Source organism: Curtobacterium sp. MCBA15_012 (assembly GCF_001864935.2).
Lineage (GTDB): Bacteria > Actinomycetota > Actinomycetes > Actinomycetales > Microbacteriaceae > Curtobacterium.
In genome coordinates this window covers 2,914,151-2,938,347 of sequence record NZ_CP126267.1, presented here as the reverse complement: position 1 = coordinate 2,938,347, position 24,197 = coordinate 2,914,151, and the positions used below count along the sequence as shown (strand labels likewise).

The 24,197-nt window shown below is 73.5% G+C and carries 27 protein-coding genes and 1 pseudogene; 15 read left to right on the top strand and 13 right to left on the bottom strand.

Annotation, left to right across the window (positions count from 1 at the left end; all coding sequences use genetic code 11):
* Positions 1 to 101: 101 nt before the first annotated feature.
* From QOL15_RS13470 to QOL15_RS13430, 9 genes are all read right to left on the bottom strand, one after another.
* On the bottom strand, positions 102 to 518 hold the full coding sequence (locus QOL15_RS13470; RefSeq protein WP_065963383.1) for an MFS transporter permease: 417 nt from the start codon (positions 516 to 518) through the stop codon (positions 102 to 104).
* The gene (locus QOL15_RS13465; RefSeq protein WP_071249727.1) at positions 515 to 1,615 is read right to left on the bottom strand and encodes an Asp23/Gls24 family envelope stress response protein; all 1,101 of its coding nucleotides are present in this window, start codon (positions 1,613 to 1,615) and stop codon (positions 515 to 517) included. The genes QOL15_RS13470 and QOL15_RS13465 overlap by 4 nt, the downstream gene beginning before the upstream one ends.
* 61 nt (positions 1,616 to 1,676) lie before the next feature.
* Positions 1,677 to 1,850, bottom strand: a complete 174-nt coding sequence (locus tag QOL15_RS13460) for a CsbD family protein (RefSeq protein ID WP_065963379.1) — start codon at positions 1,848 to 1,850, stop codon at positions 1,677 to 1,679.
* 140 nt (positions 1,851 to 1,990) lie between these two features.
* Positions 1,991 to 2,554 carry a hypothetical protein gene (locus QOL15_RS13455; protein WP_305404539.1) on the bottom strand — a complete coding sequence of 188 codons (564 nt, stop codon included), beginning with the start codon at positions 2,552 to 2,554 and terminating at the stop codon, positions 1,991 to 1,993.
* Complete coding sequence (locus QOL15_RS13450; protein ID WP_065959888.1) at positions 2,551 to 3,126, bottom strand: DUF6286 domain-containing protein; 576 nt, start codon at positions 3,124 to 3,126, stop codon at positions 2,551 to 2,553. Before QOL15_RS13450 ends, QOL15_RS13455 begins: the two co-directional genes overlap by 4 nt.
* Before the next feature lie 8 nt (positions 3,127 to 3,134).
* Positions 3,135 to 3,440, bottom strand: a complete 306-nt coding sequence (locus QOL15_RS13445) for a hypothetical protein (protein WP_305404537.1) — start codon at positions 3,438 to 3,440, stop codon at positions 3,135 to 3,137.
* 23 nt (positions 3,441 to 3,463) lie between these two features.
* The gene (locus QOL15_RS13440; protein ID WP_065959885.1) at positions 3,464 to 3,655 is read right to left on the bottom strand and encodes a DUF2273 domain-containing protein; all 192 of its coding nucleotides are present in this window, start codon (positions 3,653 to 3,655) and stop codon (positions 3,464 to 3,466) included.
* On the bottom strand, positions 3,648 to 4,103 hold the full coding sequence (locus tag QOL15_RS13435) for an Asp23/Gls24 family envelope stress response protein (RefSeq protein WP_139197497.1): 456 nt from the start codon (positions 4,101 to 4,103) through the stop codon (positions 3,648 to 3,650). Before QOL15_RS13435 ends, QOL15_RS13440 begins: the two co-directional genes overlap by 8 nt.
* A gap of 166 nt (positions 4,104 to 4,269) precedes the next feature.
* Entirely contained in the window at positions 4,270 to 5,466 is a 1,197-nt protein-coding gene (locus QOL15_RS13430; protein ID WP_071247567.1) for a helix-turn-helix domain-containing protein, read from the bottom strand.
* Between the two features lie 243 nt (positions 5,467 to 5,709).
* Here QOL15_RS13430 and QOL15_RS13425 point away from each other — a divergent pair, with 243 nt between their 5' ends.
* From QOL15_RS13425 to pgi, 4 genes are all read left to right on the top strand, one after another.
* Positions 5,710 to 6,006, top strand: a complete 297-nt coding sequence (locus QOL15_RS13425) for a metal-sensitive transcriptional regulator (RefSeq protein WP_065963407.1) — start codon at positions 5,710 to 5,712, stop codon at positions 6,004 to 6,006.
* 32 nt (positions 6,007 to 6,038) lie between these two features.
* Positions 6,039 to 6,257 carry a heavy-metal-associated domain-containing protein gene (locus tag QOL15_RS13420; RefSeq protein WP_065963368.1) on the top strand — a complete coding sequence of 73 codons (219 nt, stop codon included), beginning with the start codon at positions 6,039 to 6,041 and terminating at the stop codon, positions 6,255 to 6,257.
* Positions 6,254 to 8,512, top strand: a complete 2,259-nt coding sequence (locus QOL15_RS13415; RefSeq protein ID WP_071247564.1) for a cation-translocating P-type ATPase — start codon at positions 6,254 to 6,256, stop codon at positions 8,510 to 8,512. Before QOL15_RS13420 ends, QOL15_RS13415 begins: the two co-directional genes overlap by 4 nt.
* A 113-nt stretch (positions 8,513 to 8,625) precedes the next feature.
* A complete protein-coding gene (pgi, locus tag QOL15_RS13410; RefSeq protein WP_065963364.1) occupies positions 8,626 to 10,332 on the top strand; it encodes a glucose-6-phosphate isomerase in 1,707 nt (568 codons plus the stop codon).
* A 192-nt stretch (positions 10,333 to 10,524) separates the two neighbouring features.
* On the opposite strand, the gene QOL15_RS13405 is transcribed toward pgi, so the two are convergent.
* Positions 10,525 to 11,430 carry a LysM domain-containing protein gene (locus QOL15_RS13405; RefSeq protein ID WP_139197496.1) on the bottom strand — a complete coding sequence of 302 codons (906 nt, stop codon included), beginning with the start codon at positions 11,428 to 11,430 and terminating at the stop codon, positions 10,525 to 10,527.
* Between the two features lie 153 nt (positions 11,431 to 11,583).
* Between QOL15_RS13405 and QOL15_RS13400 the strand changes: the two genes are divergently transcribed.
* From QOL15_RS13400 to QOL15_RS16680, 6 genes and pseudogenes are all read left to right on the top strand, one after another.
* Positions 11,584 to 12,090: a hypothetical protein gene (locus QOL15_RS13400; RefSeq protein ID WP_065962902.1), complete on the top strand. Its 507-nt coding sequence runs from the start codon at positions 11,584 to 11,586 to the stop codon at positions 12,088 to 12,090.
* Between the two features lie 141 nt (positions 12,091 to 12,231).
* Complete coding sequence (locus tag QOL15_RS13395; protein ID WP_071247561.1) at positions 12,232 to 13,695, top strand: sugar porter family MFS transporter; 1,464 nt, start codon at positions 12,232 to 12,234, stop codon at positions 13,693 to 13,695.
* A gap of 1 nt (position 13,696) precedes the next feature.
* Entirely contained in the window at positions 13,697 to 14,401 is a 705-nt protein-coding gene (locus QOL15_RS13390; RefSeq protein WP_216093130.1) for a DUF4396 domain-containing protein, read from the top strand.
* Between the two features lie 20 nt (positions 14,402 to 14,421).
* Positions 14,422 to 14,886, top strand: a complete 465-nt coding sequence (locus QOL15_RS13385) for a MarR family winged helix-turn-helix transcriptional regulator (protein ID WP_065962897.1) — start codon at positions 14,422 to 14,424, stop codon at positions 14,884 to 14,886.
* Between the two features lie 46 nt (positions 14,887 to 14,932).
* Positions 14,933 to 16,195: pseudogene (locus QOL15_RS13380) on the top strand (chloride channel protein); the annotation flags it as partial.
* 145 nt (positions 16,196 to 16,340) lie between these two features.
* The gene (locus QOL15_RS16680; RefSeq protein ID WP_370692488.1) at positions 16,341 to 16,760 is read left to right on the top strand and encodes an HPP family protein; all 420 of its coding nucleotides are present in this window, start codon (positions 16,341 to 16,343) and stop codon (positions 16,758 to 16,760) included.
* A 75-nt stretch (positions 16,761 to 16,835) separates the two neighbouring features.
* Here QOL15_RS16680 and QOL15_RS13370 read toward each other — a convergent pair whose 3' ends face one another.
* From QOL15_RS13370 to QOL15_RS13360, 3 genes are read right to left on the bottom strand one after another with little or no spacing between them, the layout of a single operon-like run.
* Positions 16,836 to 17,810 carry a zinc-binding dehydrogenase gene (locus QOL15_RS13370; RefSeq protein WP_071247585.1) on the bottom strand — a complete coding sequence of 325 codons (975 nt, stop codon included), beginning with the start codon at positions 17,808 to 17,810 and terminating at the stop codon, positions 16,836 to 16,838.
* A 21-nt stretch (positions 17,811 to 17,831) separates the two neighbouring features.
* Positions 17,832 to 18,254, bottom strand: coding sequence for an organic hydroperoxide resistance protein (locus QOL15_RS13365; protein ID WP_065962896.1), 423 nt, complete (start codon positions 18,252 to 18,254; stop codon positions 17,832 to 17,834).
* Positions 18,255 to 18,279: 25 nt separating this feature from the next.
* Positions 18,280 to 18,732 (bottom strand): MarR family winged helix-turn-helix transcriptional regulator, encoded by a 453-nt coding sequence (locus QOL15_RS13360; protein ID WP_175473842.1) that lies wholly within the window; start codon positions 18,730 to 18,732, stop codon positions 18,280 to 18,282.
* Positions 18,733 to 18,868: 136 nt separating this feature from the next.
* On the opposite strand from QOL15_RS13360, the gene mvk reads away from it, so the two are divergent.
* Genes mvk through QOL15_RS13335 form a run of 5 tightly spaced genes read left to right on the top strand, consistent with a single transcriptional unit; the run spans position 18,869 to position 24,174 of the window.
* Entirely contained in the window at positions 18,869 to 19,858 is a 990-nt protein-coding gene (mvk, locus tag QOL15_RS13355) for a mevalonate kinase (RefSeq protein WP_071247558.1), read from the top strand.
* Positions 19,858 to 20,865: a diphosphomevalonate decarboxylase gene (gene mvaD, locus QOL15_RS13350; protein WP_254784123.1), complete on the top strand. Its 1,008-nt coding sequence runs from the start codon at positions 19,858 to 19,860 to the stop codon at positions 20,863 to 20,865. Before mvk ends, mvaD begins: the two co-directional genes overlap by 1 nt.
* Entirely contained in the window at positions 20,862 to 21,941 is a 1,080-nt protein-coding gene (locus QOL15_RS13345) for a phosphomevalonate kinase (protein ID WP_071247553.1), read from the top strand. The genes mvaD and QOL15_RS13345 overlap by 4 nt, the downstream gene beginning before the upstream one ends.
* Positions 21,938 to 23,002: a hydroxymethylglutaryl-CoA reductase gene (locus QOL15_RS13340; RefSeq protein WP_065962890.1), complete on the top strand. Its 1,065-nt coding sequence runs from the start codon at positions 21,938 to 21,940 to the stop codon at positions 23,000 to 23,002. The genes QOL15_RS13345 and QOL15_RS13340 overlap by 4 nt, the downstream gene beginning before the upstream one ends.
* Positions 22,999 to 24,174 (top strand): hydroxymethylglutaryl-CoA synthase, encoded by a 1,176-nt coding sequence (locus QOL15_RS13335; RefSeq protein WP_071247551.1) that lies wholly within the window; start codon positions 22,999 to 23,001, stop codon positions 24,172 to 24,174. Before QOL15_RS13340 ends, QOL15_RS13335 begins: the two co-directional genes overlap by 4 nt.
* The last annotated feature ends 23 nt before the right edge of the window (positions 24,175 to 24,197 follow it).

Here is a 24,197-nt window from a genome sequence, read left to right as displayed (position 1 = left end):
CTGCGGCCGTGGGACGGCCACTCCCGGCCCGCCGCGGCGGACCGGTGGGAGCCGCGGCGGGCCCGTGTTCGGGTCACGAGCCCGCCGCGGCGGTCAGGGGCTCAGCCGGTGAAGCGCTGCCAGAGCTCCGTGACGATCGGCCAGACGTCCCCGGCACGGTCGGCCGACGAGATCGCCACCGTGACGACCGGGTAGGCGGTCACGGCCAGGCTGACCAGCACCGTGAGCGCCACCACGAGCACCGTGGTGACGGTGTGCCGACGGGTGAGGGCCAGCAGGAGCAGCGCCAGGACGACCACGACGCCGACCAGGGTGACGGCCGTGACCCGCAGGAACGGGAACGGCACCAGGCCGGCCGTCGTCGCCGTCACGCCGCCGAGGAAGCCCACGAGCGGCAGGTAGGCGCCGAGGGCGATCGCGAGCACCAGGACGATGCCGATGCCCGACGCGATCCAGACCCCGCGGGGCCGGGGGCGGCGGAGCGAGGAGCCCCGCCGCCCTGCCCACGCGGAGGTCACGGGCGGTCCGCGTCGCCGCCGTCGTGGCGGTGCGACCCGGCCTCGTCACGGACCACGTCCGCGGCGTCCTCGATGCGGTCTGCGGCGTCGTCGAGCGCATCGGCGACCCGGTCCTCGGCGGCGGCGTGGTCGCCGTGCGCCTCGGCACGGTGCGCGCCACCGCGGTCGGACACGGCGTCGGCGGCTGCGTCGGCTGCGTCGGACGCAGCGGCACCGGCGTCGGCGGCGGCGTCGGTCGCGGCGGATGCGGCGCTCGATGCACGCTCGCGCACCTCGTCCGAGGCGTCAGCGACGGCGTCCTTCGCGGCACCGACGGCGTCCTTCGCCGCCGCACCGGCCTCGGCCGACGCGTCAGCGGCGCGGTCGGCCGCGTCGGACGCGGTCTCCCGTGCACGGTCGGCGGCGTCGGAGAGGGCCCCACGCGCGTCGTCCGCGGCTTCGCGGGTGCGGTCGGCCGCGTCGGACGCGGCGTCACGAGCACGGTCGGCGACGTCACCGGCGGCGTCCTTCGCTCGCTCGGCTGCCTCACGGGTGGTGGCGGCCGCGTCCTGTGCGACCTCCTTCGCCCGTTCGGCGACGTCCGCTGCGCCCTCGCGGACGGTCTCCGCGGCACCGGCGACGGCGTCCTTCGTGCGGTCGACGGCGTCGCCGACGGCCTCCTTCGCCTTGTCGACCGGGGTGGGCTCGTCGTCGAAGGGACCGTGCACGTCGAGCACGCGGACGTCGACGGTGGTCGGCTGGCCGGACCCGAGCTGGGACACGGCAGCGGTCACCTGGCGGCGGACCTCGGCGGCGACGTCCTGCACGGGCTGCGGGTAGGTGACGACGAGCGACACGGTGACGTCGAGCGTCCCGTCGACCTCGTCGACCTGCACCCCGGGCGCCCCGGCCGAGCGCCCGAGCTGGGAACGGACGCGGTCGGCGGCTCGGGCGACGAGGCCGCCCAGGTGGTGGACGCCCGGCACGCCGAGCGCCGTCTCCGCCGCGGTGCGGGCGGCGACCACCAGTGGCCCGGCGTCCTCGGGGAGCGGGGTGGTCAGCTCGGACGGCAGGTCGACCTCGGTGATCTGCGTCCGGGCGTTCGGATCGTGCTGCATGGCTTCCTCCTCGAACAGGACGGCCGTCGCTCCCGTCAGGGGAGCGACGGCCGTGGGTCCACTAGTGCTTGAAGACGTCCTTGACGTCCTCGCCGGTCTGCTTGGCGCTCGCGGCGGCCTGGTCCTTCTTGCCCTCGGCGACCTTCGAGTCGTCGTGGGTCGCGTTGCCCAGGGCTTCCTTCGCCTTGCCCGCGAGGTCCTGCGCTGCGTTCTTGATCTTGTCGTCGAGTCCCATGGGTTCTTCCTCTCCGTTGTCCGGGCTCGCGCCCGGTGTGGGTGACGGACTGGAGGCGCTGGTCGCCTCCGCCGGTGCGTCCGGCTGGACGCGGGTGGAGCTGGTGGAGCTGGTGGTGCGGTCTGGTCGTCCGGGTCCGGCTAGTGGACGCGGGCGGGTTTTGCGAGGGTGGTGCGGGTGCCGCCGGTGAGGTGGACCAGGACCGGGAGCTGGCGGCCCAGGGTCTGGTCGAGGGTGTCGACGGCGTGCTCGACCGCGGTCAGGACACCGACCGCGTCCCCACCACGACGGACGTGGACCTTGATCCGCGCGGCCCGCTGCTTCCGGATCAGGTACGTGTCGACCTTCGCCGCGACCACGTCGTGGACGTCGGCGAGTTCGTGGTCGACCACGTCCCGCACGAGCGCGACGTTCACGGTGACCTGGTCATCGCCCGTGCGTTCCCGGGCCGCGACCGAGGTGCCGCCACCACCACGGGTGAACACCACGACCAACGCCAGGATGATCACGACCGCGCAGACGGCGGCGATGATCCGCAACGCCTGCGACGGCACGTCGACCTTCGACGGCAACGTGACGTAGGGCTCCACGGCGTCGCGGACGGGGGTGAGGACCCCGGCGCCGATGACGACGCCGACGATGATCGCGACCAGGCCGAGCAGGAACAGCAGGATCCGGTTCAGGGTGCGGTTCGTGGTCGTCACGACAGGGTTCCCTTCTGTTCCACGTGCACCCTCACGCGGGTGCCGTGCTTGCCGCCGAGCCGGCCGAGGCGTTCCTGGACGGCGTCGCGGACGGCTGCCTGGTCGACGGGGATGCCGGACAGGGGCACCACGCGCACCTCGGTGTGGTGGCCGCGGGCGGTGGCGGAGGTGTTCGACTCGGGCAGGTGCGCGGCGGATGCTGCGGCGTTGGCTGCGGTCGAGGCGAGGATGCGGGTGTCGATCACGACGGCGCCGCGGTCGTGGTCGATCGCGGAGCGCGACATCCGGCCGGGCTTGAGGGCGAGGACGACCAGGACGATCCCGGCGATCACGAGGACCGCGGCGATGACCTCGGCGATGGTCGTGAACGCCGCGTCGGGCTTCAGGGCGGTGTCGACGACGGTCTGCGGGTCGGCGAGCAGGGGTGCCTGACCGATCGCCTTCAGGACCGATTCAGTGCCGATCCACGCCGCGACGAGCGCGGTCACGACCAGGGCCACGGACACGGCGGTGGACCGGGACCGGTGCACGCTCCGGCGACGCAGGCGCCGCTCGATGCTGCTGGTGCTCATGGTTCCTCCTACCGGACCCGGCCCTCGTGCTCACGCACGATGCCGGTCAACTCGATGTGGGCGCTGCCCACGTGACGACCCGTGAGGTCGTGCACACGGGTCTTGATGCCGTCCGCGGCGGAACTCGCCGCCTGGACGATGTCGTGCTGCTCCCGGATCGGACCGGTCACCTCGAGCGCGAGTGCGCCCTGGTGGTCACCGAGCCCGACCCGGAGCCGCTTCGCGGGGACCCCGAGCCGTTCGGCCGAGACTGCCCGGGCGAGGGCCGTCAGGGCCTTGGCGGTGATCTCGACCCGGCCCGGGACGGCGCTCACCGGGAGGCTTCCCGGGCCGGCGCTCACCGGGAGCTCCGGCGTCCGGTCAGCACGTCGGTCAGGGCACCGCGGTCGATCTTGCCGGTCGACAGGGCCGCCACGAGGGCGCCGATCAGCCCGAACACGATGACCAGGACGAAGCCCCAGAACCCGAACTGCAGTGCCACGACGGCGAGGATCGCGCCGATCAGGGCGCCGACCAGTGTGTTACTCAACGCGCGACTCCTTCTTGTCCTCGTTGTCGTCGTCGTCGCCCGGGATGTAGACGTCCTGGACGGTCACGTTGACCTCGGCGACCTCCATGCCCACGATCTGGGTCAGTGCGCGGGCGACGGCCGAACGGACGCCGTCGGCGACCTGCTGCAGCGAGACCGGGTACTCGGCGACGATCACGACGTCGGCAGCGACCTGCTTCTCGCCGACCTCGACCTTGACGCCCTGGCCGTAGTCGCGCTGGCCGATCTTGTCGCGCAGCGCGCCGATGGCACGGGCGGCGCCGTTGCCGAGGGAGTGCACGCCGTTGACCTCGCGGGCGGCGATGCCGGCGACCTTCGACACGACGGTGTCGTCGATCGTCGTCTTGCCCGAGGTCGAGCCCGAGGCGTGCGAGCCGGTGCCACGAGCGGTGGTGGCGGAGGTGGGGGTGGTGATGGTGTCAGCCATGGGGTGTGCTCCTTCCGATGTGCCCGCGAGGCTCGTGCCCAGCGGATGCTGTTCACGGATGAGACGGGCTGTCACCGACGTTCGTCACGCCACCGTCATCGGTCGCAGCGGGTTTCCAGGAAAGGCCCCAGAACGGCGGTTCTCCGTGTACCCCGGGGGAGGAGGGTCAGGCCCGGCCGCCGATTCCGGCCTCGGGGTTGCGTCGTGCACGTTCGCGCATCGCCCGCAGGTACGCCATCGGTGACTGGCCGCACTCCTCCTGGAACAGCTGCTGCAGACGACGGGGCCGCACACCCGCGGCGTCCGCGATCTGCTCGACGGTGAGGTCGGCGTCGGCGTGCTGCTCGATGTGCGCGACCGCGCGGCGGACCCGCCACGAGGACCGGCCGGACTCGGGCCGTGCGGCACGGGACGACCGGAGCGTGGCGGCCGGGTCCTCGCCGAACCGCTCCCGGTAGGCCGCGGCGAACCGGCCCGGGTTCGTGAAGCCCCAGCGGCGCGCGACCGGGGTCACACCGTCCTCGGTGCCCCCGTGCAGGAGTTCGCGCCGCACCCCGTCGAGGCGGTGGTCGCGCAGGAAGCGGTTCGGTGTGGTCCCGAGGGTACGGGCGAACACGTCCTGGAGGCCGCGCTGGCTGAGGCCGCACGCCGCGGCGATCTCCGGCACCGCGGGGCGGTCGGCGGCGTGCGTCTCGATGTACCGGATCGCGTCCCGCAGCCGGTTCGCCACGGGGACGTCGACTCCGCGGTTGCGGATCGGGAAGGTGTCGAGGACGACGGTCGCGAGCCGCCGGTTGAGCGCCGTCCGCATCGGACCGACCACGCGGTCGTCGAGCAGCGCGGGCGCGAGGTCGTGCACGAGCCGCCGGAGGGGTTCGTGCTGTGCCACGCTCGCGTCCTGCTGGTCGAAGAGCAGCGGGCCGCTCGGCAGCCGGTAGCCGAGCTCGTCGCCCACCGTGCGCAGGAACGGGTCGGACAGGTGCAGTCCGTTGTAGACGGTGTCGGTCGACTCGAAGCGGTAGGCCTCGGACGCCGACGCGATGTACGGGCTGCCCGGTTCGACGTCGCGCGTCCGGTCGGCGAAGTGCATCGTGAGCCGGCCCTTCGTGAGCCAGAACACCACGTGGTCGTTGCGTGCGCCGATCACGCCGCCGCGCCGTCCGCCCTCGGCCCGCATCGTCCGCAGCGTGACGTCGTCGTCGCCGACGATCGTGTACTCGTACCGGGTGCCGACGGTCACGAACGTGTCGGTCCCGAGGTCGCGGCCGTTGTACTCGGCGGAGAAGATCCGTGAGTAGTCGGTGCCGTCGCCGTCGGTGAACCGCAGGCGGCGGAATCCGTTGGTCGACGTGGTGGTGCTCACCCGCGCATCATGGCAGGCCTGTCCGGGATGCGCGTCGGTCCGCGTACATCGCGGGCCGCGGCCCGACGCGCACCAGGTGCGCACGCGCGGTCCGTGGGCGGCGGGGCGGACCGGAGCCGCGCCTCCCGGCCGGTGTCCCGACCACGCCGGACCGCGAGCCGACCGCCGGGACCCGTGCGGCGGACCCGGTGCGCGGGAATACCCCAGGGGGGTACCGTGTCGTACACGGTGACGGAGGGCAGCATGCACGACCACACGCACGTCGGGTACATCGACGACAAGGACGACCTGCTCAAGCGGCTGCGCCGTGCCGAGGGGCAGGTGCGCGGCATCGCGCGCATGGTGGAGGACGAGACGTACTGCATCGACGTCCTCACCCAGATCTCGGCGGCGAACCGTGCGCTCGAACGCGTCGCACTGTCGCTGCTCGAGGACCACCTGCGGCACTGCGTCGCCCAGGCCGTCGCCGAGGGCGGCGAGGCCGCCGACGCGAAGGTGCGCGAGGCGAGCGACGCGATCGCGCGGCTCGTCCGCTCCTGACCCACTGTTCGGACCGACCGGAAGGAACCCAGATGACCACCGAGACCCTCGCCGTCACCGGCATGACCTGCGAGCACTGCGTGGCGAGCGTCACCGAGGAGGTGTCCGAGCTCGACGGCGTCACCGACGTCGCGGTCGAACTCGTCCCCGGCGGCTCGTCGACCGTGACCGTGACCTCCGACCACCCGCTCGACCCCGCGTCCGTGCGCGCCGCCGTCGCCGAGGCGGGCTACGAGGTCGTGGCACGGTGAGCGACGGGGTCGTCGAGCTCGACATCACCGGCATGACCTGCGCCTCGTGCGCGAACCGGATCGAGCGGAAGCTCGGGAAGCTCCCCGGGGTCACCGCGACGGTGAACTACGCCACGGAACAGGCGCAGGTCGAGGTCGCCGGCCCGGACGCGGCGGACACCGCCGCACTCATCGCTGCGGTCGAGGCGGCCGGGTACGGCGCGACCGTGCACGCCGCCGCCCCACCGGAGGCGCCGGAGACCGACGACCCGACCGCGCCCCTGCGGCAACGACTCGTCGTGTCCGCGGTGCTCGCGGTGCCCGTCGTGCTGCTGTCGATGGTGCCCGTGCTGCAGTTCCCGAACTGGCAGTGGGCGGCACTCGCACTCGCGGCCCCCGTCGCGGTCTGGGGTGCCCTGCCCTTCCACCGTGCGGCGTGGACGAACGCCCGACACGGTGCGGCGACCATGGACACCCTGGTGAGCGTCGGCGTCCTCGCGGCCTTCGGGTGGTCGCTCTCCGCGCTGTTCCTCGGCGACGCCGGACGACCCGGGATGCACATGGTGTTCTCGTGGTTCGCCGCCGACCCCGAGGCGAGCGACCTGTACCTCGAGGTCGCCTCGGCCGTCACGGTGTTCATCCTCGCCGGACGGTACATGGAGGCCCGGGCGAAGCAGCGGTCCGGCGAGGCGCTGCGTGCCCTGCTCGAGCTCGGTGCGAAGGACGCCTCGGTGCTGCGGGACGGCCCCGGCGGCCCGGCCGAGCACCGCGTCCCGGCCGCCTCGCTCGTGGTCGGCGACGTCGTGGTCGTCCGGCCGGGGGAGCGCATCCCGAGCGACGGCGTCGTGCAGGACGGGTCGTCGGCGGTCGACCTCGGCATGCTCACGGGCGAGTCCGTACCGGTCGAGGTGCGCCCCGGCGACCGGGTGACCGGCGCGACCGTGAACGTCGGCGGACGGCTCGTGGTCGAGGTCACCGCGGTCGGCGCCGACACCGAGCTCGCGCGCATGGGCAGGCTCGTCGAGGAGGCGCAGACCGGCAAGGCCGCCGTCCAGCGCCTTGCCGACCGGGTCTCGGCCGTGTTCGTGCCGGTCGTCATCGGGCTCGCCGTCGGCGCGTTCGTCGGGTGGCTCGTCGCGGGCGGCTCGCTCACCGCGGCCTTCACCGCCGCGGTCGCGACGCTCATCATCGCCTGCCCGTGCGCGCTCGGGCTGGCGACGCCCACCGCGCTGCTCGTCGGGACCGGGCGGGGATCGCAGCTCGGCATCCTGATCGGGGGACCGCAGGCGCTCGAGCGGACCCGGACGGTCGACACGATCGTGCTCGACAAGACCGGGACCGTGACGACGGGTGCGACGGAGGTCCGGGACGTGGTCGTGGCGGTGGGCGGTGCTGGTGCCGCCGCCGCCGCCGCCGACGCCGACGTCCTCGCCCTGGCGGCGTCCGCCGAGGACGGGTCCGAGCACCCGGTCGGCCGGGCCGTCGTCGCGGCAGCGCGGGCGCGCGGGCTCGACGTCCCCACCGCCACGGACTTCCGCGCCGAACCGGGGGCCGGCGTGCAGGCGCTCGTCGACGGCGAGGTCGTGCTCGTCGGCACGGCGTCCTGGCTGACCGACGCCTGGGCGGTCACGCTCCCCGAGGACCTCCGTACCGCGGTGGCCGCGGCCGAGGCGTCGGGCGGAACCGCCGTCGTGGTCGCCCGCAGCGGCGCCGCGCTCGGCGTCGTGGTCGTCGGCGACACCGTGAAGCCCGAGGCCGCCGACGCCGTCCGACGCTTCGTCGCCCTGGGCCTCCGCCCCGTCCTGCTCACCGGCGACAACGAGGGAGCGGCCCGTGCGGTCGCCGAGCAGGTCGGCATCGACGAGGTCCACGCCCGGGCGACCCCGGCGTCGAAGCTCGAGACCGTCCGTCGCCTGCAGGCCGAGGGGCGGACCGTGGCGATGGTCGGCGACGGTGTCAACGACGCGGCGGCACTGGCGGCGGCCGACCTCGGCATCGCGATGGGCGCCGGCACCGACGTGGCGATCGCGGCGAGTGACATCACGGTCGTGAGCGGACGGCTGACCGTCGTCGCGGACGCCGTGCGGCTGTCGCGGGCGACCCTGCGGACGATCCGGGGCAACCTGTTCTGGGCGTTCGCGTACAACGTCGCGGCGATCCCGCTCGCGATGGCGGGGCTGCTCAACCCCGTGCTGGCGGGGGCGGCGATGGCGTTCTCGTCGGTCTTCGTCGTGACGAACAGCCTGCGGTTGCGTCGGTTCCGGCCGCAGGCCTGAGGGCGCTGTGCGCGACCGCACCCCCGCGGCACTACGCTCGGAGGTGGTCCGCGACGCAGTGCTGCGGTGACCCGCGGGCTCGACTGATCGAACGCGATCCCAGGAGGACCGAAGTGACCGAATCTGCTCCCGTCGACCCCACGTCGACCGACGGATGGAAGAAGCTCGCCGGCATCGCCGACGGCTTCACCCCCGACCTGCGCGGTTGGTTCGACAGCGACCCCGGTCGTGCCGAGCAGTACACGTTCCAGGCCGCCGACCTGACCGTCGACCTGTCCAAGGGGCTCGTGACCCCGGAGATCCTCGACGCGCTGCTCGAGGTCGCGAAGGACACGAAGGTCGCCGAGCGCTTCCAGGCGATGCTCGCCGGTGACCACATCAACGTGACCGAGGACCGCGCCGTCCTGCACACCGCGCTCCGCCGCCCGAAGGGCGCCACCCCGGCGCTCGTCGTGGACGGCCAGGACGTCGACGCCGACGTGCACGCCACGCTCGACAAGGTGTACGCCTTCGCCGAGCAGGTGCGCTCCGGTGCGTGGACCGGCGTGACCGGCAAGCGCATCGAGACCGTCGTCAACATCGGCATCGGCGGCTCGGACCTCGGCCCGGTCATGGTCTACGAGGCCCTGAAGCCGTACGTGCAGCCCGGGCTCGAGGCGCGCTTCGTCTCGAACATCGACCCCGCCGACATCTACGAGAAGACCGCGGACCTCGACCCCGAGACCACGCTGTTCATCGTCGCGTCGAAGACCTTCGGCACCCTCGAGACCCTGACGAACGCCCGCCTGGCGCGCCAGTGGCTGTGGGAGCGGCTCGGCCTGACCGACGCCTCGGACGACGACAAGTCGAACGCCGTCGCGAAGCACTTCGTCGCCGTGTCGACCGCGCTCGACAAGGTCGCCGCGTTCGGCATCGACCCCGAGAACGCCTTCGGCTTCTGGGACTGGGTGGGCGGCCGCTACTCGGTCGACTCGGCCATCGGCACGAGCGTCGTCATCGCGATCGGCAAGGAGAACTGGGAGCAGTTCCTCGCCGGCTTCCACGCCATCGACGAGCACGTCCGCACGACGCCGCTCGAGCAGAACGTCCCGGTCCTGATGGGCCTGCTCAACGTCTGGTACACGAACTTCCTCGGTGCGCAGAGCCACGCGGTCCTGCCGTACACGCAGTACCTGCACCGCTTCGCCGCGTACCTGCAGCAGCTCACCATGGAGTCGAACGGCAAGCGCGTGCGCTGGGACGGCACCCCCGTCACGACCGACACCGGTGAGGTCTTCTGGGGCGAGCCCGGCACGAACGGCCAGCACGCGTTCTACCAGCTCATCCACCAGGGCACGCGCCTGGTCCCGGCCGACTTCATCACGGTCGCGAAGCCGGCCCGTCCGCTGAAGGACGAGTCCGGCGACGGCAAGGCCGTGCAGCCGGGCCAGGACGTGCACGCGCTGTTCCTCGCGAACTTCTTCGCGCAGACGAAGGCGCTCGCGTTCGGCAAGACCGCCGACGAGGTCCGCGCCGAGGGCACCACCGACGAGGGCATCGTCGCCGCGCGCACCTTCACCGGCAACAAGCCGTCCACGTCGATCCTCGCGCCGGAGCTCACCCCGAGCGTCCTCGGCCAGCTCATCGCGCTCTACGAGCACATCGTGTTCACCGAGGGCACCATCTGGGGCATCGACTCGTTCGACCAGTGGGGCGTGGAGCTCGGCAAGCAGCTCGCGCTGCAGATCGCCCCGGCGGTCGACGGCGACCAGTCCGCGCTCGACGCGCAGGACTCGTCGACGAAGGCGCTCATCGCCAAGTACCTGGAGCTGCGCGGCTAGACCGCGTCACCCCGGGACGGACGGGAGGCGCGGTGCCGGCTGGCACCGCGCCTCCCGTCCGTCTGCCGGTCACCCAGGTGCGGAAGCCGCCGTCGCGACCCGGCCGCGCGACCCGGCCGCGCGACCCGGCCGCGCGGCCCGGCCGCGCGGCCTAACCGCGCGGCCTGGACACCGCGGCCTGGACCCCGCGCCTCAGCGCCCGAGCGGGTCGAGGTTGAGCGTCGTGCCCTCGTAGAGGTACTGGTCCTGCCCGAACACCTGGACGCCCTCGTTGAGCCAGACCAGGTCGGTCACCGTGATGCCGAATCGCGCCGCGACGTCCCCGATGAGGTCGCCCGACGCCACCGTGTAGGACCGCGGGGCACCGCTCGCCGTGGTCGCGGTGACCGGGCCGGAAGCGTTCGCGCGTGCGCCGCCGTCGACCGGGTGCACGTTCGTCTGGCGTGCCGGGACCGACCAGCGCAGCGATGCGACGGCCAGGACCTTGCCGGCTGCGATCTCGACCGGGACGTCCTGCCCGGCGGCGGCCGCCGAGGACACCACGAGCGTGCCGAGGCCGGACGGGTCGACGCCGGAACCGTCGAGCGGCACCGCGACGGACTGCGGGCCGCTGGTGGGACCGCCGAGGACGTGCGTGCCGACACCGGGGTAGGTCAGGCCGTCGCCGACCTGTCTGGCCCGCTCGAAGAAGCCGACCGCGACCGGGACCGGCAGCGTCGACGTGAAGCCGGAGAACTGCGCCGTGAAGGTGTCGTCGCCGTCCGCGACGACCCGGACGTGGAAGTGGATGCTGCCCTTGGGCGATGCCACATCGGTCTCGGTGAGCACCGTGCCGGCCGGGATCGGGGTCAGCACGGGCGCGGGGGCCGCCGCCTCGGACGGTTCCGGCGTGGGCGTGCGGGGCGACGCGGAAGCGGACAGCAGGTCCTCGTCGGACTCGGCGTCGGGCGTCGGGTCTGCGGTCGGGGAGGCCGACGCGGTGCTGCTGCGGGACGTCGGTGCCGGGACCGCACCGTCCGACCCACGGAGCAGCGAGCAGCCGGACAGCGTCACGGCTGCCAGCACGACCAGGCCGACGACGGCGGTGCGGTTGTTCATGTTCCCCCTCGGGTCGAGCGTAACCGGCCCGCAGCGCCCCGGCGACGCCCTGTGGACGGACAGGGCCGCGGCGACGCCCCGGGGAGGAACGGGGCCGTGCGCCGGATCCGCCGCCGGTGCCGGGGTGTCGGTCCGAGCGGCTAGCGTCGAGGCATGGACCGTCACGAGATCCTCGCCGCAGCAGCCGCAGCGCACGCCGCCCGCATCGCCGAGGGCGGCGGCGACGACACCGCGGCACGACAGCGGGCCGACGCCGTCGCGTCGCGGGAGCCCGGGGCCGAGGACGCAGCCGCCGACGCAGCGCGTGCCGTCGACCGACGCCGTGCGGGCGAGGTCGAGCGGGCCGCCACCCGCACCGAGGGCGCGCTGTCCGACTGGCACCGCATGGGCACCCGGCGCGGGGTCTCACCCGACGAGCAGCTCCGCAGCGCCTGGGCCGTCGCCGGTGTGCCCGACCAGGGCGATGCCCGCGCACTCGCGAACGTGCTCCTGTCGACCGCGGGCCACGCCGGTCGCGTCGCCGATGCCGCCCGCCGGAACCCCGCGCTGTCCGGAGCCGCGAGCGCCGCGGCACGACGGACGGTCCGCCGCTACACCGACCACGGGGCCGGGATGGCCTCGCTGGGCGACGTCCTCGGCGACGGGCCCGCCGAGGACTGACCGGCGCGCGCCGACCCCACGGGCCGGACCCCGGAACGGGCGGGGCCCCGACACGGAGCGGACCGTCGGCACCTCGCGCCCCGCGGACACGGCGCCGACCCCGGCACGGAGCAGCCCCCGACACGGAGCAGACTGGGACCGATGACCAGCACCGAAGCGACCGGGCGACCCACCGGCACCGTCCCCCTGCCCCCGATGGGCTCCGGACCGCACCGTCGCCGACTCGGCGTGGTGGCCCTCGTCGCGACCCTCGGCGGCCTGCTGTTCGGCTACGACACCGGCGTGGTCAACGGTGCACTCCTGCCGATGAGCCAGGAACTCGGGCTGACCCCCACCACGGAGGGCGTCGTGACGAGCTCGCTGCTCTTCGGCGCGGTCGTCGGCGCGGCCCTCGGCGGACGGGTCGCGGACGGCTGGGGACGACGCCCGACGATCACGCTGCTCGCGGTCGTGTTCTTCGTCGGCACTTTGGTGTGCGTCGTGGCACCGGCCCTCGGCGTCATGGTCGTCGGCCGCGTGCTGCTCGGCCTGGCGGTCGGCGGCGCGTCGACGGTCGTGCCGGTGTTCCTCGCCGAGGTCGCCCCGTACGAGTTCCGCGGGTCCCTGTCCGGGCGCAACGAACTGATGATCGTGATCGGCCAGCTCGCCGCCTTCGTCGTCAACGCCGTGATCGGCACGCTGTGGGGCGAGGGCGACGGGGTCTGGCGCGTCATGCTCGCGGTCTGCGCCCTGCCCGCCGTCGCCCTGTTCGTCGGCATGCTGCGCGTGCCGGAGTCGCCGCGCTGGCTCGCCGCGCGGGGCCGCACCGACGAGGCGTACACGGTCCTCGCCGCGGTCCGGTCGCCCGAGCGTGCCGCCGCCGAGCTCGACGAGATCGTGCGCGCCGCCGCGACGACCGGCCCCTCGGCGGCGCGGGGCTGGCACGCCCTGCTCGGCGACCGACGACTCGTCCGGATCGTGCTGGTCGGCGCGGGGATCGGCGTCGCCCAGCAGCTCACCGGGATCAACTCGATCATGTACTACGGCCAGGCCGTCCTGGTGGAGTCCGGCTTCACCCGGTCGACCGCGCTCGTCGTGAACGTCGTGCCCGGCGTGATCGCGGTCCTCGGCGGGCTGGTCGCGCTGCGGAACATGGAGCGCATCGACCGGCGGACGACCCTGATCGTCGGCTACGCGCTGACGACGGTCTGCCACCTGCTCATCGGCACCGCGTCGCTCGTGCTCGCACCCGGGGACCCGGCACGGCCGTGGGTGATCCTGGCGCTCGTCGTCGCGTTCGTCGGGTCGATGCAGACGTTCCTCAACGTCGCGACGTGGGTCGTGCTGTCCGAGGTCTTCCCCGGCCGCATCCGCGCGCTCGGCATGGGGATCGCGGTCGCGTGCCTCTGGACGGCGAACGCGTGCATCGGGCTGGTGTTCCCCTCGGTCGTCGCGGCGGCCGGCATCACGGGCACCTTCTTCGGCTTCGCCGCCGTCGGGCTGCTCGCGCTGGTCTTCATCTGGCGTGCCGTGCCGGAGACCCGCGGTCGCTCCCTCGAGCAGGTCGGCACCGTACCCCCGGCGAGCGCCCACGCGGCGGACGGGTCGACCGGCGCGGGACGCTGACGTGGACGGCCTCACCGTGACGGCCCTGCCGCCGCTGCTCACGGCGGTCTGCATTGGCCTGCTCATCCTGGCGGTCGCGTGCGCGCTCGTCGTGACCGTGGACGTCGTCCGGCACCCGCCGCACATGCGCGTCATGGCGTTCGTGTGGCCGCTCACCATGCTGTTCGGCAGCGTGGTGTGGCTCGTGTTCTACCTGCGTCGGGGTCGGGCGACCGTCGACGGGCACGGTCGGCTCGCGGGGACGGCGATCGACACGAGCCACTGCGGGGCGGGCTGTGCGCTCGGCGACCTGGTCGGTGAGTTCGGTCTCGTCGCGTTCCCCGGTCTCGGTGCGCTCGTCGGGCTCGGCACGCTGTACCGGGACGCGGTCTTCGCCGGGTGGATCCTCGACTTCGTCGTCGCCTTCGTGGTCGGGATCGCGTTCCAGTACTGGTCGATCGCCCCGATGCGCGGGCTCGGGCTGCGGGACGGGTTGGTCGCCGCGCTCAAGGCCGACACCCTCAGCATCACCGCGTGGCAGGTCGGCATGTACGGGCTGATGGCGCTGTGGCAGTTCGTGGTGTTCCCGGCGGCGTTCGGCGGCCGGGTCGGGGTGCTGACGCCCGAGTTCTGGGTCGCGATGCAGCTCGCGATGGTCGCCGGCTTCGTGTGCTCGTACCCGGTGAACGCACTCCTGGTGCGGCGGGGGCTCAAGGAGGCGATGTGACCGCCTGGGAGGATGGACCCATGTCGGAACACGCTGATCACGGGATCGACGAGGTCCTCGCCGCTTCCCGCGGCCTCCTCGGGGTCGTCGCCCGGTCCCTGGCACCCGCGCTCGAGGACGTCAGCGTGCCGCAGTTCCGGCTCATCGTGCTCGTCGCGACCCTCGGGCCGACACGCGCTGGTGAACTGGCCGAGCGGCTCGCGGTCGGTCCCTCGACCCTGACCCGGAACGTCGACCGGCTCGTCACGGGCGGTTGGGTGGAGCGACGCCCGAGCGCCGACAGTCGCCGCGAGGTGCGCATCGCCGCCACCGAGCGGGGGCACGCCCTCGTGGACGAGGTCTCCGCACGGCGCCGCACCGAACTCGAGGCGATCGTCGCCGGGATGCCCGAGCAGGACCGGGAGGTCGCCGTGGCGGGGATGGCGGCGTTCCGTCGGGCGATGGGGGAGCCGACACCGGAGGAGGTCTCGGCCTTCGGCGGGTGATCCACGGTCCTCGGGTGACCGAGAGTTGTATGCGTACAATGGTTGTGTGCATGCAATCGTTCGGAAGACCGTCCCTGCCCGCATCCCGGCCGTCCACGCACACGTCCGGCTCGCCGGCACGCGGTTCGGCTCCGCGGCGCTCCGCCTCGCCCTCCCGGCACTCGTCGTCGGCGCCGGCGCGGGACTCGCGGCCGTGGTCTTCCGCTGGCTGATCGAGCACGCGACGCTCCTGTTCAGCGGCCACGTCGACTACTCGGCGACCACCGGTCACCCGGCCAACCCGTGGGTCCCGGGGCTCGGCGCCGGCTTCGTCGTCCTCGCCCCCGCGGTCGGTGGCCTGCTCTACGGGCCGCTCATCCAGCGCTTCGCCCGGGAGGCCCGCGGGCACGGCGTCCCCGAGGTGATGTTCGCGATCGCTCGGAGCGGTGGTCGCATCCGCGGTGGGGTCGCCGTCGTGAAGGCCCTCGCGAGCGCGATCTGCATCGGGTCCGGCGGCTCCGTCGGGCGCGAGGGCCCGATCATCCAGATCGGCTCGGCGCTCGGGTCGACGATCGGACGGTGGATGCGGATGCCCGAGGGGCGGTTGCGCACCCTCGTGGCGTGCGGTGCTGCGGGTGGCATCTCCGCGACGTTCAACGCCCCGGTCGCCGGGGTGTTCTTCGCGCTCGAGCTCCTGCTCCGCGACTTCACACCCACGTCGTTCGGCGCGGTCGCCGTCGCGAGCGTCACCGCGGCGCTCATCGGTCGCGCGGCGTTCGGGGACACGGCGTTCCTGCACCTGCCGACGATCGGGGCCGTGACGCCGCCGGAGTACCTGCTCTTCGCCGTCCTCGGCCTGTTCGCGGGTGCGGTCGGCATCGGCTTCACCCGCGTGCTCTACCTGGTGGAGGACGCCTGCGACGTGCTCTGGCGGGCGACGAGGGGGCCGGAGTGGCTCCGGCCCGTGGTCGGCGGGCTGCTGCTCGGGGCGCTGCTCCTGGTGCTGCCGCAGATGTACGGGGTGGGGTACCCGGTGCTCGAGGACGGGGTCGCCGGTCGGTACGCGCTCGGCTTCCTCGCGGTGCTCGTCGTCGGCAAAGTGCTCGCGACCTCGCTGACGCTCGGCATCGGGGGGTCCGGCGGGGTGTTCGCTCCCTCGCTCTTCGTCGGTGCGATGACCGGCGCCGCGTTCGGCGAGGTCGTCGCGTCCGTGGTGCCCGGGATGCACGGCCAGGTCGGTGCCTTCGCGGTCGTCGGCATGGGCGCGGTGTTCGCCGGTTCGACGCGGGCGCCGATCACGGCCGGGATCATGCTGTTCGAGCTCACCGGCGACTACGCGCTCGTCCTCCCGCTGTTCGTGGCGATCGTCATCGCGACCGCCGTGTCCAGGGCGCTCTCGCGGGACACGATCTACACCCTCAAGCTCAGCCGTCGCGGGGTCGACCTGACCGACTCGGCACCCCTGCCGACCGACGCTGCCGGGACCGGCCCGTCGGCGGGGGACGCGGTCCGGCCCGTCGGCGGGGGACGCGGTCCGGCCCGTCGGTCCGGTCACGACGCCGTCGACGGCCGCCGCCGAGGCGCTCGACCTGCTCGGGTCGACGGGCCTCGGGGCGCTGGCCGTCGTCGACGAGGACGGGCGGCTCGCCGGCGTGGTGACGGCACGGTCGGTGGGGGACGCGCTGCTCGCCGACGAGGGGTTCGGGCGCCGTGTCGTCGGGGACGTCCTGGCCGACGTGACCGCCGTCCCCGCGGACGCGCGCCTGGCCGACGTCGTCGAGCGGGTGGTCGACGCCGACGGCGCGACCGGGGTGCCGGTCGTGGACGCCGACGGTCGGCCGGTCGGGTGGTTGGGTGTCACGGACGCGCTGCGGGCACTGGCGCCGGCCCCGTGACGGACGGGAGGCCCGTGGCGGTGTCGCCACGGGCCTCCCGTCCGTCTGCTGGTGCGTCCGCGGACGCAGGTCGCGCTACGGGCGCAGGAGCACCTTGCCGACGCGGCCGGCGGTGTCGCTGGCACGCGCCGCGTCGCGGGCGTCCTCGAAGACGAAGGTCTCGGAGACGGGGAGCGTCAGCGAGCCGTCGAGCACGCGGCTGATGAGCTCGCCGAAGAGCTGGCCCTTCAGCTCGCCCGGCATCGTCTTGCTGACGACCGCGCCCCAGAAGCCCTTGACCGTGAGCTGGCCGAAGATGACCTTGCCCGACGGGATCTCGAGCGTGGGGGACGCCATCGCGCCGAACACGACGAGCGTAGCGTCCTCGCCCAGCACCGAGGCGATGTCACCGGCGGCCTTGCCGCCGACGGACTCGACGCCCGCGACGATCGGGGCGCCGCCGGTGATGGCCGCGACCTGGTCCTTCCAGTCGTCCGCGTCGGTGGCGACGATCCGGTCGATGCCCTGGGCGCGGAGCTCCTCGACGCCCTCGGCCCGACGGACGAGGCCGACGACGTTGATGCCGCGGGCCTTGCCGAGCTGCGCGACCATGCGGCCGACCGCACCGTTCGCGGCGTTCTGGATGATCCAGCCACCCTCGTGCAGGTCGAGCGAGTGCAGCAGGCTGATCGCGCTGAACGGCATCGAGACGAGCTGTGCGGCGGACTCGTCGTCCATCGCGTCGGGCACCGGGACGAGCCCCGCGGCGTCGGCGACGTAGTACTCGGCCCAGACGCCGAAGGTGCCGCCGGCGACGCGCTGGCCGACCTGCAGGCGGTCGACGCCGTCACCGAGGGCCTCGACGACGCCGAGCGCCTCGGTGCCGCTCGCGGCGGGCAGCTCGGGCTTGAAGCCGTACGTGCCGCGGATGGTCCACAGGTCGTGGTTGTGGATCGGGGAGAGGACCGTGCGGACGAGCACCTGGCCGGGGCCGGGCGTCGGGACGGGGCGCTGCTCGACGGTCAGGACGTCGGCGGGCTCGCCGAACTCCGGGTGCACGACGGCGCGCATGGTGGTGGGGGTGCTCACGGGTCAGTCCTCCGAGACGGTGATCGTGACGTCGATGTTGCCGCGCGTCGCGTTCGAGTAGGGGCACACCTGGTGTGCGGCGTCGGCGAGGGCCTGGGCCTGGTCGTGGTCCATGCCCGGGATGACGACCTCGAGCATGACGGCGAGCTGGTAGCCGCCCTGGCCGTTCGGGCCGATCTGGACGCGGCCGCCGACGGAGGAGTCGGTGATCTTGACCTTCTGCGCGCGGGCGACGCCCTGCAGCGCGGAGTGGAAGCAGGCGCTGTAGCCGGCCGCGAAGAGCTGCTCGGGGTTCGCGCCGTTGCCGGAGCCGCCCATCTCCTTCGGGATGGCGAGGTCGAAGTCGACCGTGCCGTCGCTCGTGGTGACGTGGCCGTTGCGGCCTTCGCCGGTGGCGAGGGCCTCGGCGGTGTAGAGGACGTCCATGTGGGTCCTTCCTTCCTTCGTGGGGTCAGTCGGCCGCGACCGCGGGGTCCGCGGCGGCGGCGTGCATGGTGGCCGTGAGGCGCTGCAGCGTGCTGATGAGCTCGAGTGCGGCGTCCTCGTCGGACAGGCCCATCCCGGCGGCGATGCGGGCCGGGACGTGGGCGAGCTCGGGGCGGATCGAGCGGCCGCGCTCGCCGAGGGTCACGGTGACGACGCGCTCGTCGGTGCTGCGGCGTTCGCGGCGGACGAGGTCGGCCTGCTCCATGCGGCGGAGCAGGGGCGAGAGCGTCCCGGAGTCGAGCTGCAGGTGGTCGCCGAGTCCGGAGACCGTCTGGTCGCCCTCGATCCACAGCGTCACGAGCACGAGGTACTGCGGGTACGTGAGGCCCCAGGGCTCGAGCATCGAGCGGTACGCCTGGGTGGTGGCCCGGGACGCCGCGTAGAGCGAGAAGCACACCATCTCGTCCGTCACGGCCATGGAAAGAGCATTGCACGCAACCGAGTTGTGCACAACCGAGTTCAGGGGACGTGGAGGAAGTCCGGCCGGTCGGCACCATCGGCCCGGCCCCGCACGACCGGTGTCCGCGCAGCCGGTTAGGCTGACGTGACCCACGATGACCCACCACGACGCCGACACCACCGCGACCCCGGGAGCAGGACACGTCCTCCGCACCGGGACCGCGTCGTCCCACGGCAAGACCATCCTGGTCGGCGAGCACGCCGTCGTGTACGGCGTCCCGGCCCTCGTGCTGCCCGTCCTCGACGTCCGCGTCACGGCGACCGTGACGCCCGTCGACGCCGAGCGGGGCAGCACCCTCGAGTCGGTCGTGCACACCGGGCCGCTCGACACCGCCCCCGCGGCGGTCCTGCCGACCGTGACCGCGGTCACCGCGACGCTCCGGCACCTCGGCGTCCCCGGCCAGCACCTGCACGTCCGGGTCGACAGCGCCGTGCCCACGGCCCGCGGCATGGGGTCGAGCGCCGCCGTCGCCGCCGCCGTGACCGCCGCGGTCGCCGACGTGTTCGGCCGCACCCTCGACCCCGAGGAGCACCACGAGCTCGTGCAGGAGTGCGAGCGCGTCGCGCACGGCCGCCCCTCCGGGCTCGACGCACGCGGGGTCGTCGCCGACGTCCCGGTGTGGTTCGAGGACGGCGTCGTGCACCCGGTGCCGCTCGGCGCCGTGTTCACCTTCGTCGTCGCCGACACCGGCGTCCCCGGCCACACCCGCGAGGCCGTGGCCGCCGTGCGCGAGCGGCACGACGCCGACCCCGCCGCGGTCGACGAGGTCGTCGCGGCGATCGGGGCCCTCGCGCGACGCGCACGGGGGACACTCGTGGATGGCGATGCACAGGCCCTCGGTGCCACGATGGACGCCGCGCACGGACTGCTCACCGCCCTCGACGTGTCGAGCGGCGACCTGGACCGGCTCGTCGACGCCGCACGGCGTGCGGACGCCCTCGGCGCGAAGCTCACCGGAGGTGGGCGCGGCGGATGCGTCCTCGCGCTCGCCGCGGACCGGGAGCACGCGGACCGCATCGCGGCCGCACTCCGCGAGGCCGGCGCCACGGAGACCTGGACCACCACGATCGGAGCCCGCGCTTGATGACCGCCACCGCCGTCGCGCACCCCAACATCGCGCTCGTGAAGTACTGGGGCAAGGCGGACGCACAGCTCGCCCTGCCCGCGACCGGCAGCGTGTCGATGGGCCTCGACGTGTTCCCGACCACCACCACGGTGACGCTCGACGGCACGGCGGAGCACGACACCCTCGTGCTCAACGGCGGCGCAGCCCCGGACGGTGCGCTGCTCCGTGTGCAGCAGTTCCTCGACCTCGTGCGCGACCTCGCCGGCAGTGACCAGCGCGCGGCCGTCGTCTCCGAGAACACCGTGCCGACCGGTGCCGGCCTGGCGTCGAGCGCCTCGGGCTTCGCGGCCCTGGCCACGGCCGCCGCTGCCGCGTACGGCCTCGACCTGTCCGAGCGGGACCTCTCCCGCCTGGCCCGGCGCGGCTCCGGCTCGGCCACCCGGTCGATCCCCGGCGGGGTGGCCGTCTGGCACGCCGGCGACGACCAGGGCTCGTTCGCCGAGCGGGTCCCCGCGCCGCCGATGGCGATGGTCGTCGTGACGATCTCGGCCGGCGAGAAGGCGATCGGTTCCCGCGAGGCCATGCGGCGCACGATCGCCACCTCGCCGTTCTACCCGGCGTGGGTGACGTCGACCACCGGGACCGTGGACGAGATGCTCGCGGCCTGCGCCGCGGGCGACTTCCCGCGCATCGGCGAGCTCACCGAGAGCAACGCGCTCCGCATGCACGCCACGATCGAGGGTGCGTTCCCCCCGATCCGCTACCTGAACGCCCGCAGCGTCGCGGTCTTCGACGCGGTCGCCGAGCTCCGTGCCTCGGGGCTGCAGGCGTACGCCACGGCGGACGCGGGGCCGAACGTCGTGGTCCTCACCACCCCGGACGACCGGGGCGCCGTCGCGGCCTCGCTGCAGGGCCTGGGGGACGTCATCGAGTCGGGCACGGGACCAGGCGCGCACCTCGTCGGCTCCGAAGGAGCGGGGGCACCCGGAGCGGGTGCCGTCCGACCGGAGGAGACCGCCGAGTGATCGAGTTCCGCGCCCACGGCAAGCTGTTCGTCGCGGGTGAGTACGCCGTCGTCGAGCCCGGGCAGCCGTCCGTGCTCATCGCCCTCGACCGTGCGATCACCGCGCGCGTGCAGGAGGGCCACGGCGCCGGCAGCGTGCACTCGGAGGAGTACGGCCACCTGCCGCTCACCTGGACGCGCGACGACGACGGGCTCGCCCTCGACCGCGAGCACCACCCGTACGACTACGTCATGGCGACGATCGACCTCGTCGAGAAGCTCCGTGCCGAGCGCGGCATCGCCCCGCGGTTCCACGACCTCCGCATCGAGAGCCAGCTCGACGACGCCAGCGGCCGCAAGTTCGGCCTCGGTTCCTCGGCCGCCGTCACGGTCGCCACGGTCGGCGCGCTCGACCGCTTCTACCGGATCGGCCTGACGCAGCGCCAGCGGTTCCAGGTCGCCCTCCTCGCGACGATCCGGGTGAACCCGCAGGCCTCCGGCGGCGACCTCGCGGCGAGCACCTTCGGCGGGTGGCTTCGCTACAGCGCGCCCGACCGCGAACGGCTGGCCGGGATGCTCGGGGACCGCTCCGTCTCCGACGTCCTCGGTGACGCCGAGGCGTGGACCGGGTTCGACGTGCAGCGCCTGCCCGCGCCGACGGACCTCGAGCTCCTGGTCGGCTGGACGGGTTCGCCCGCGTCGACGACGAAGCTCGTCGACGTCGTCCGTCGGCACCGCAACGGCGGGTACCAGGCGTTCCTCGACGAGAGCCGGACCTGCGTCGACGACCTGACCACGGGCCTCCAGACCGGCGACGCGGCGACGACGCTCGACGCGCTGCGGCGCGCCCGTCGACTGCTGCAGCGCCTCGGCGCGTCCGTCGGCTCGCAGATCGAGACCGAGCGGCTCACCACCCTGTGCGACGTGGTCGAGGCGGCCGGCGGGGCGGCGAAGCCGTCCGGCGCCGGCGGCGGCGACTGCGGCATCGCACTCGTCCCGGCGGACACCGACCTCGCCGAGATCCACCGCGCCTGGGAGGCGCACGACATCAGACACCTCAGCGTCGCGGTGCAGGCACCCGAAGGGAGCGTCGAATGACCGACCTGCTGACCCCGATCCCGACCAAGTGGGTGGGACCGATCCGCATCAGCGGCAACGCCGTCGAGGGCGAGCACGAGGTGCCGCTCGCGACGTACGAGTCGCCGCTGTGGCCCTCCGTCGGCCGCGGCGCCCGTGTCTCGCGCATGGTCGAGGGCGGGATCGTCGCGACCGTCGTCGACGAGCGCATGACGCGCTCGGTCGTCGTGAAGGCCGACAGCGCCGCCGCCGCGCACATCGCCGCGGGCCGCATCCTCGCGCGCCAGGACGAACTCGCGCAGCTCGTCGCCGGGCAGAGCCGGTTCGCGAAGCTCATCGAGGTGCACCCCGAGATCGTCGGCGACCTGCTGTTCCTGCGCTTCGCGTTCACCACGGGTGACGCGTCCGGGCACAACATGGTGACGCAGGCGGCGGACACGCTCCTGCCCGCGATCCTCGCGTGGGAGCCGGGCCTGCGGTACGTCAGCGTCTCGGGCAACTTCTGCACCGACAAGAAGGCCACCGCGGTGAACGGCATCCGCGGCCGCGGGCGCAACACCATCGCCGAGATCGTCATCCCGGGTGAGGTCGTCGAGAAGCGGCTACGGTCTTCCGCCGCCCGCATCGCCGAGCTCAACGTCGCGAAGAACCTCGTCGGCTCGACCATCGCCGGGGCCCTGCGCTCCGCGAACGCGCACTACGCGAACATGCTCCTCGGCTTCTACCTGGCCACCGGGCAGGACGCCGCGAACATCGTCGAGGGCTCGCAGGGCATCACCTTCGCCGAGGCGCGCGGCGACGACCTGTACTTCTCGACCGCGCTGCCGCACCTGATCGTCGGCACGGTCGGCAACGGCAAGGGCGGCGACCTACCGGTCGTCGAGGACGCCCTCGTGCGCCTCGGCTGCCGCGAGGAGCGCGAGCCCGGCGCCAACGCCCGTCGTCTGGCCGCCATGTGCGCCGCGACGGTGCTCTGCGGTGAGCTGTCCCTGCTCGCCGCCCAGACGAACCCCGGGGAGCTGATGGCCGCGCACGTCGCGATGGAACGCCGTGGCTCCCGACCTGCAGGAGGTGCAGCATGACCACGCAGCAGTCGCTGTCCGTCGGCATCCACGACATCGCGATCGCCACGGGCCACCACGTGCTCGAGCTCGACGACCTGGCGGAGCGCCTCGGCGTCGACCCGGCCAAGTACCACGTCGGCATCGGCCAGGACGCCTTCAGCGTGCCCGCCCCGGACGAGGACATCGTCACGATGGGCGCGGCCGCGGCCAAGGAGGTCATCGACCGCCACGGCGTCGAGGGCATCCGCACCGTGCTGTTCGCGACCGAGTCCGGCGTCGACCAGTCGAAGGCGGCCGGTGTCTTCGTGCACGGCCTGCTCGGGCTGCCGAAGGGCGTCCGCGTCGTCGAGCTCAAACAGGCCTGCTACGGCGGGACCGCCGCGGTGCAGCTCGCGCTCGGCATCGTCGCGCGCGCACCGCACGAGCGCGTGCTCGTGATCGCCGCCGACGTCGCCCGCTACGACGTCGACACCGCCGCGGAGCCGACGCAGGGTGCCGGCGCCGCCGCGATCCTGGTGTCGGCCGACCCCGACCTCATCGAGATCGAGCCGGCCGCCGGGGTCTTCACCGCGGACGTCGACGACTTCTGGCGGCCGAACGACCGCTCCACCGCGCTCGTCGACGGCCGCCTGTCGGTCAGCGCCTACGTGGACGCCTTCATCGGCGCGTGGGACGACCTCGCCGCGCAGGGCGGTCCGGCCTTCGGCGACATCGCCCGGTTCGTGCACCACCAGCCGTTCACGAAGATGGCGATCAAGGCGCACCGGAAGCTCACGCAGCACGTCGGTGAGCCCTTCGACGAGTCCGAGCTCGCGATCGGCTTCACGTACAACAAGCAGACCGGCAACACGTACACGGCGTCGATCTGGATCGGGCTCGCGGCGCTGCTCGACCTGGACGACGACCTCGCCGGGCAGCGGATCGCGATGTTCAGCTACGGCTCGGGCAGCGTCGGCGAGCTGATGACCGGCATCGTGCGGCCCGACCACCAGCAGCACCGCCGTGTCGGCCGGGTGCAGGAGGTGCTCGGGTCCCGCGTGCGGCTGACCGTCGACGAGTACCGCGCCCTGCACGCCGCGGGTGCGGCGACGAGCGAGGACGTCGAGCGTCCGCGCGTGACCGCCGGACCGTTCCGCTTCGCGGGCGTCCGCGGTGGCGCGCGCCACTACGAGGCGGTCGCGCAGGACTGAGTGCGGCAGGTCGCGGTGGACGC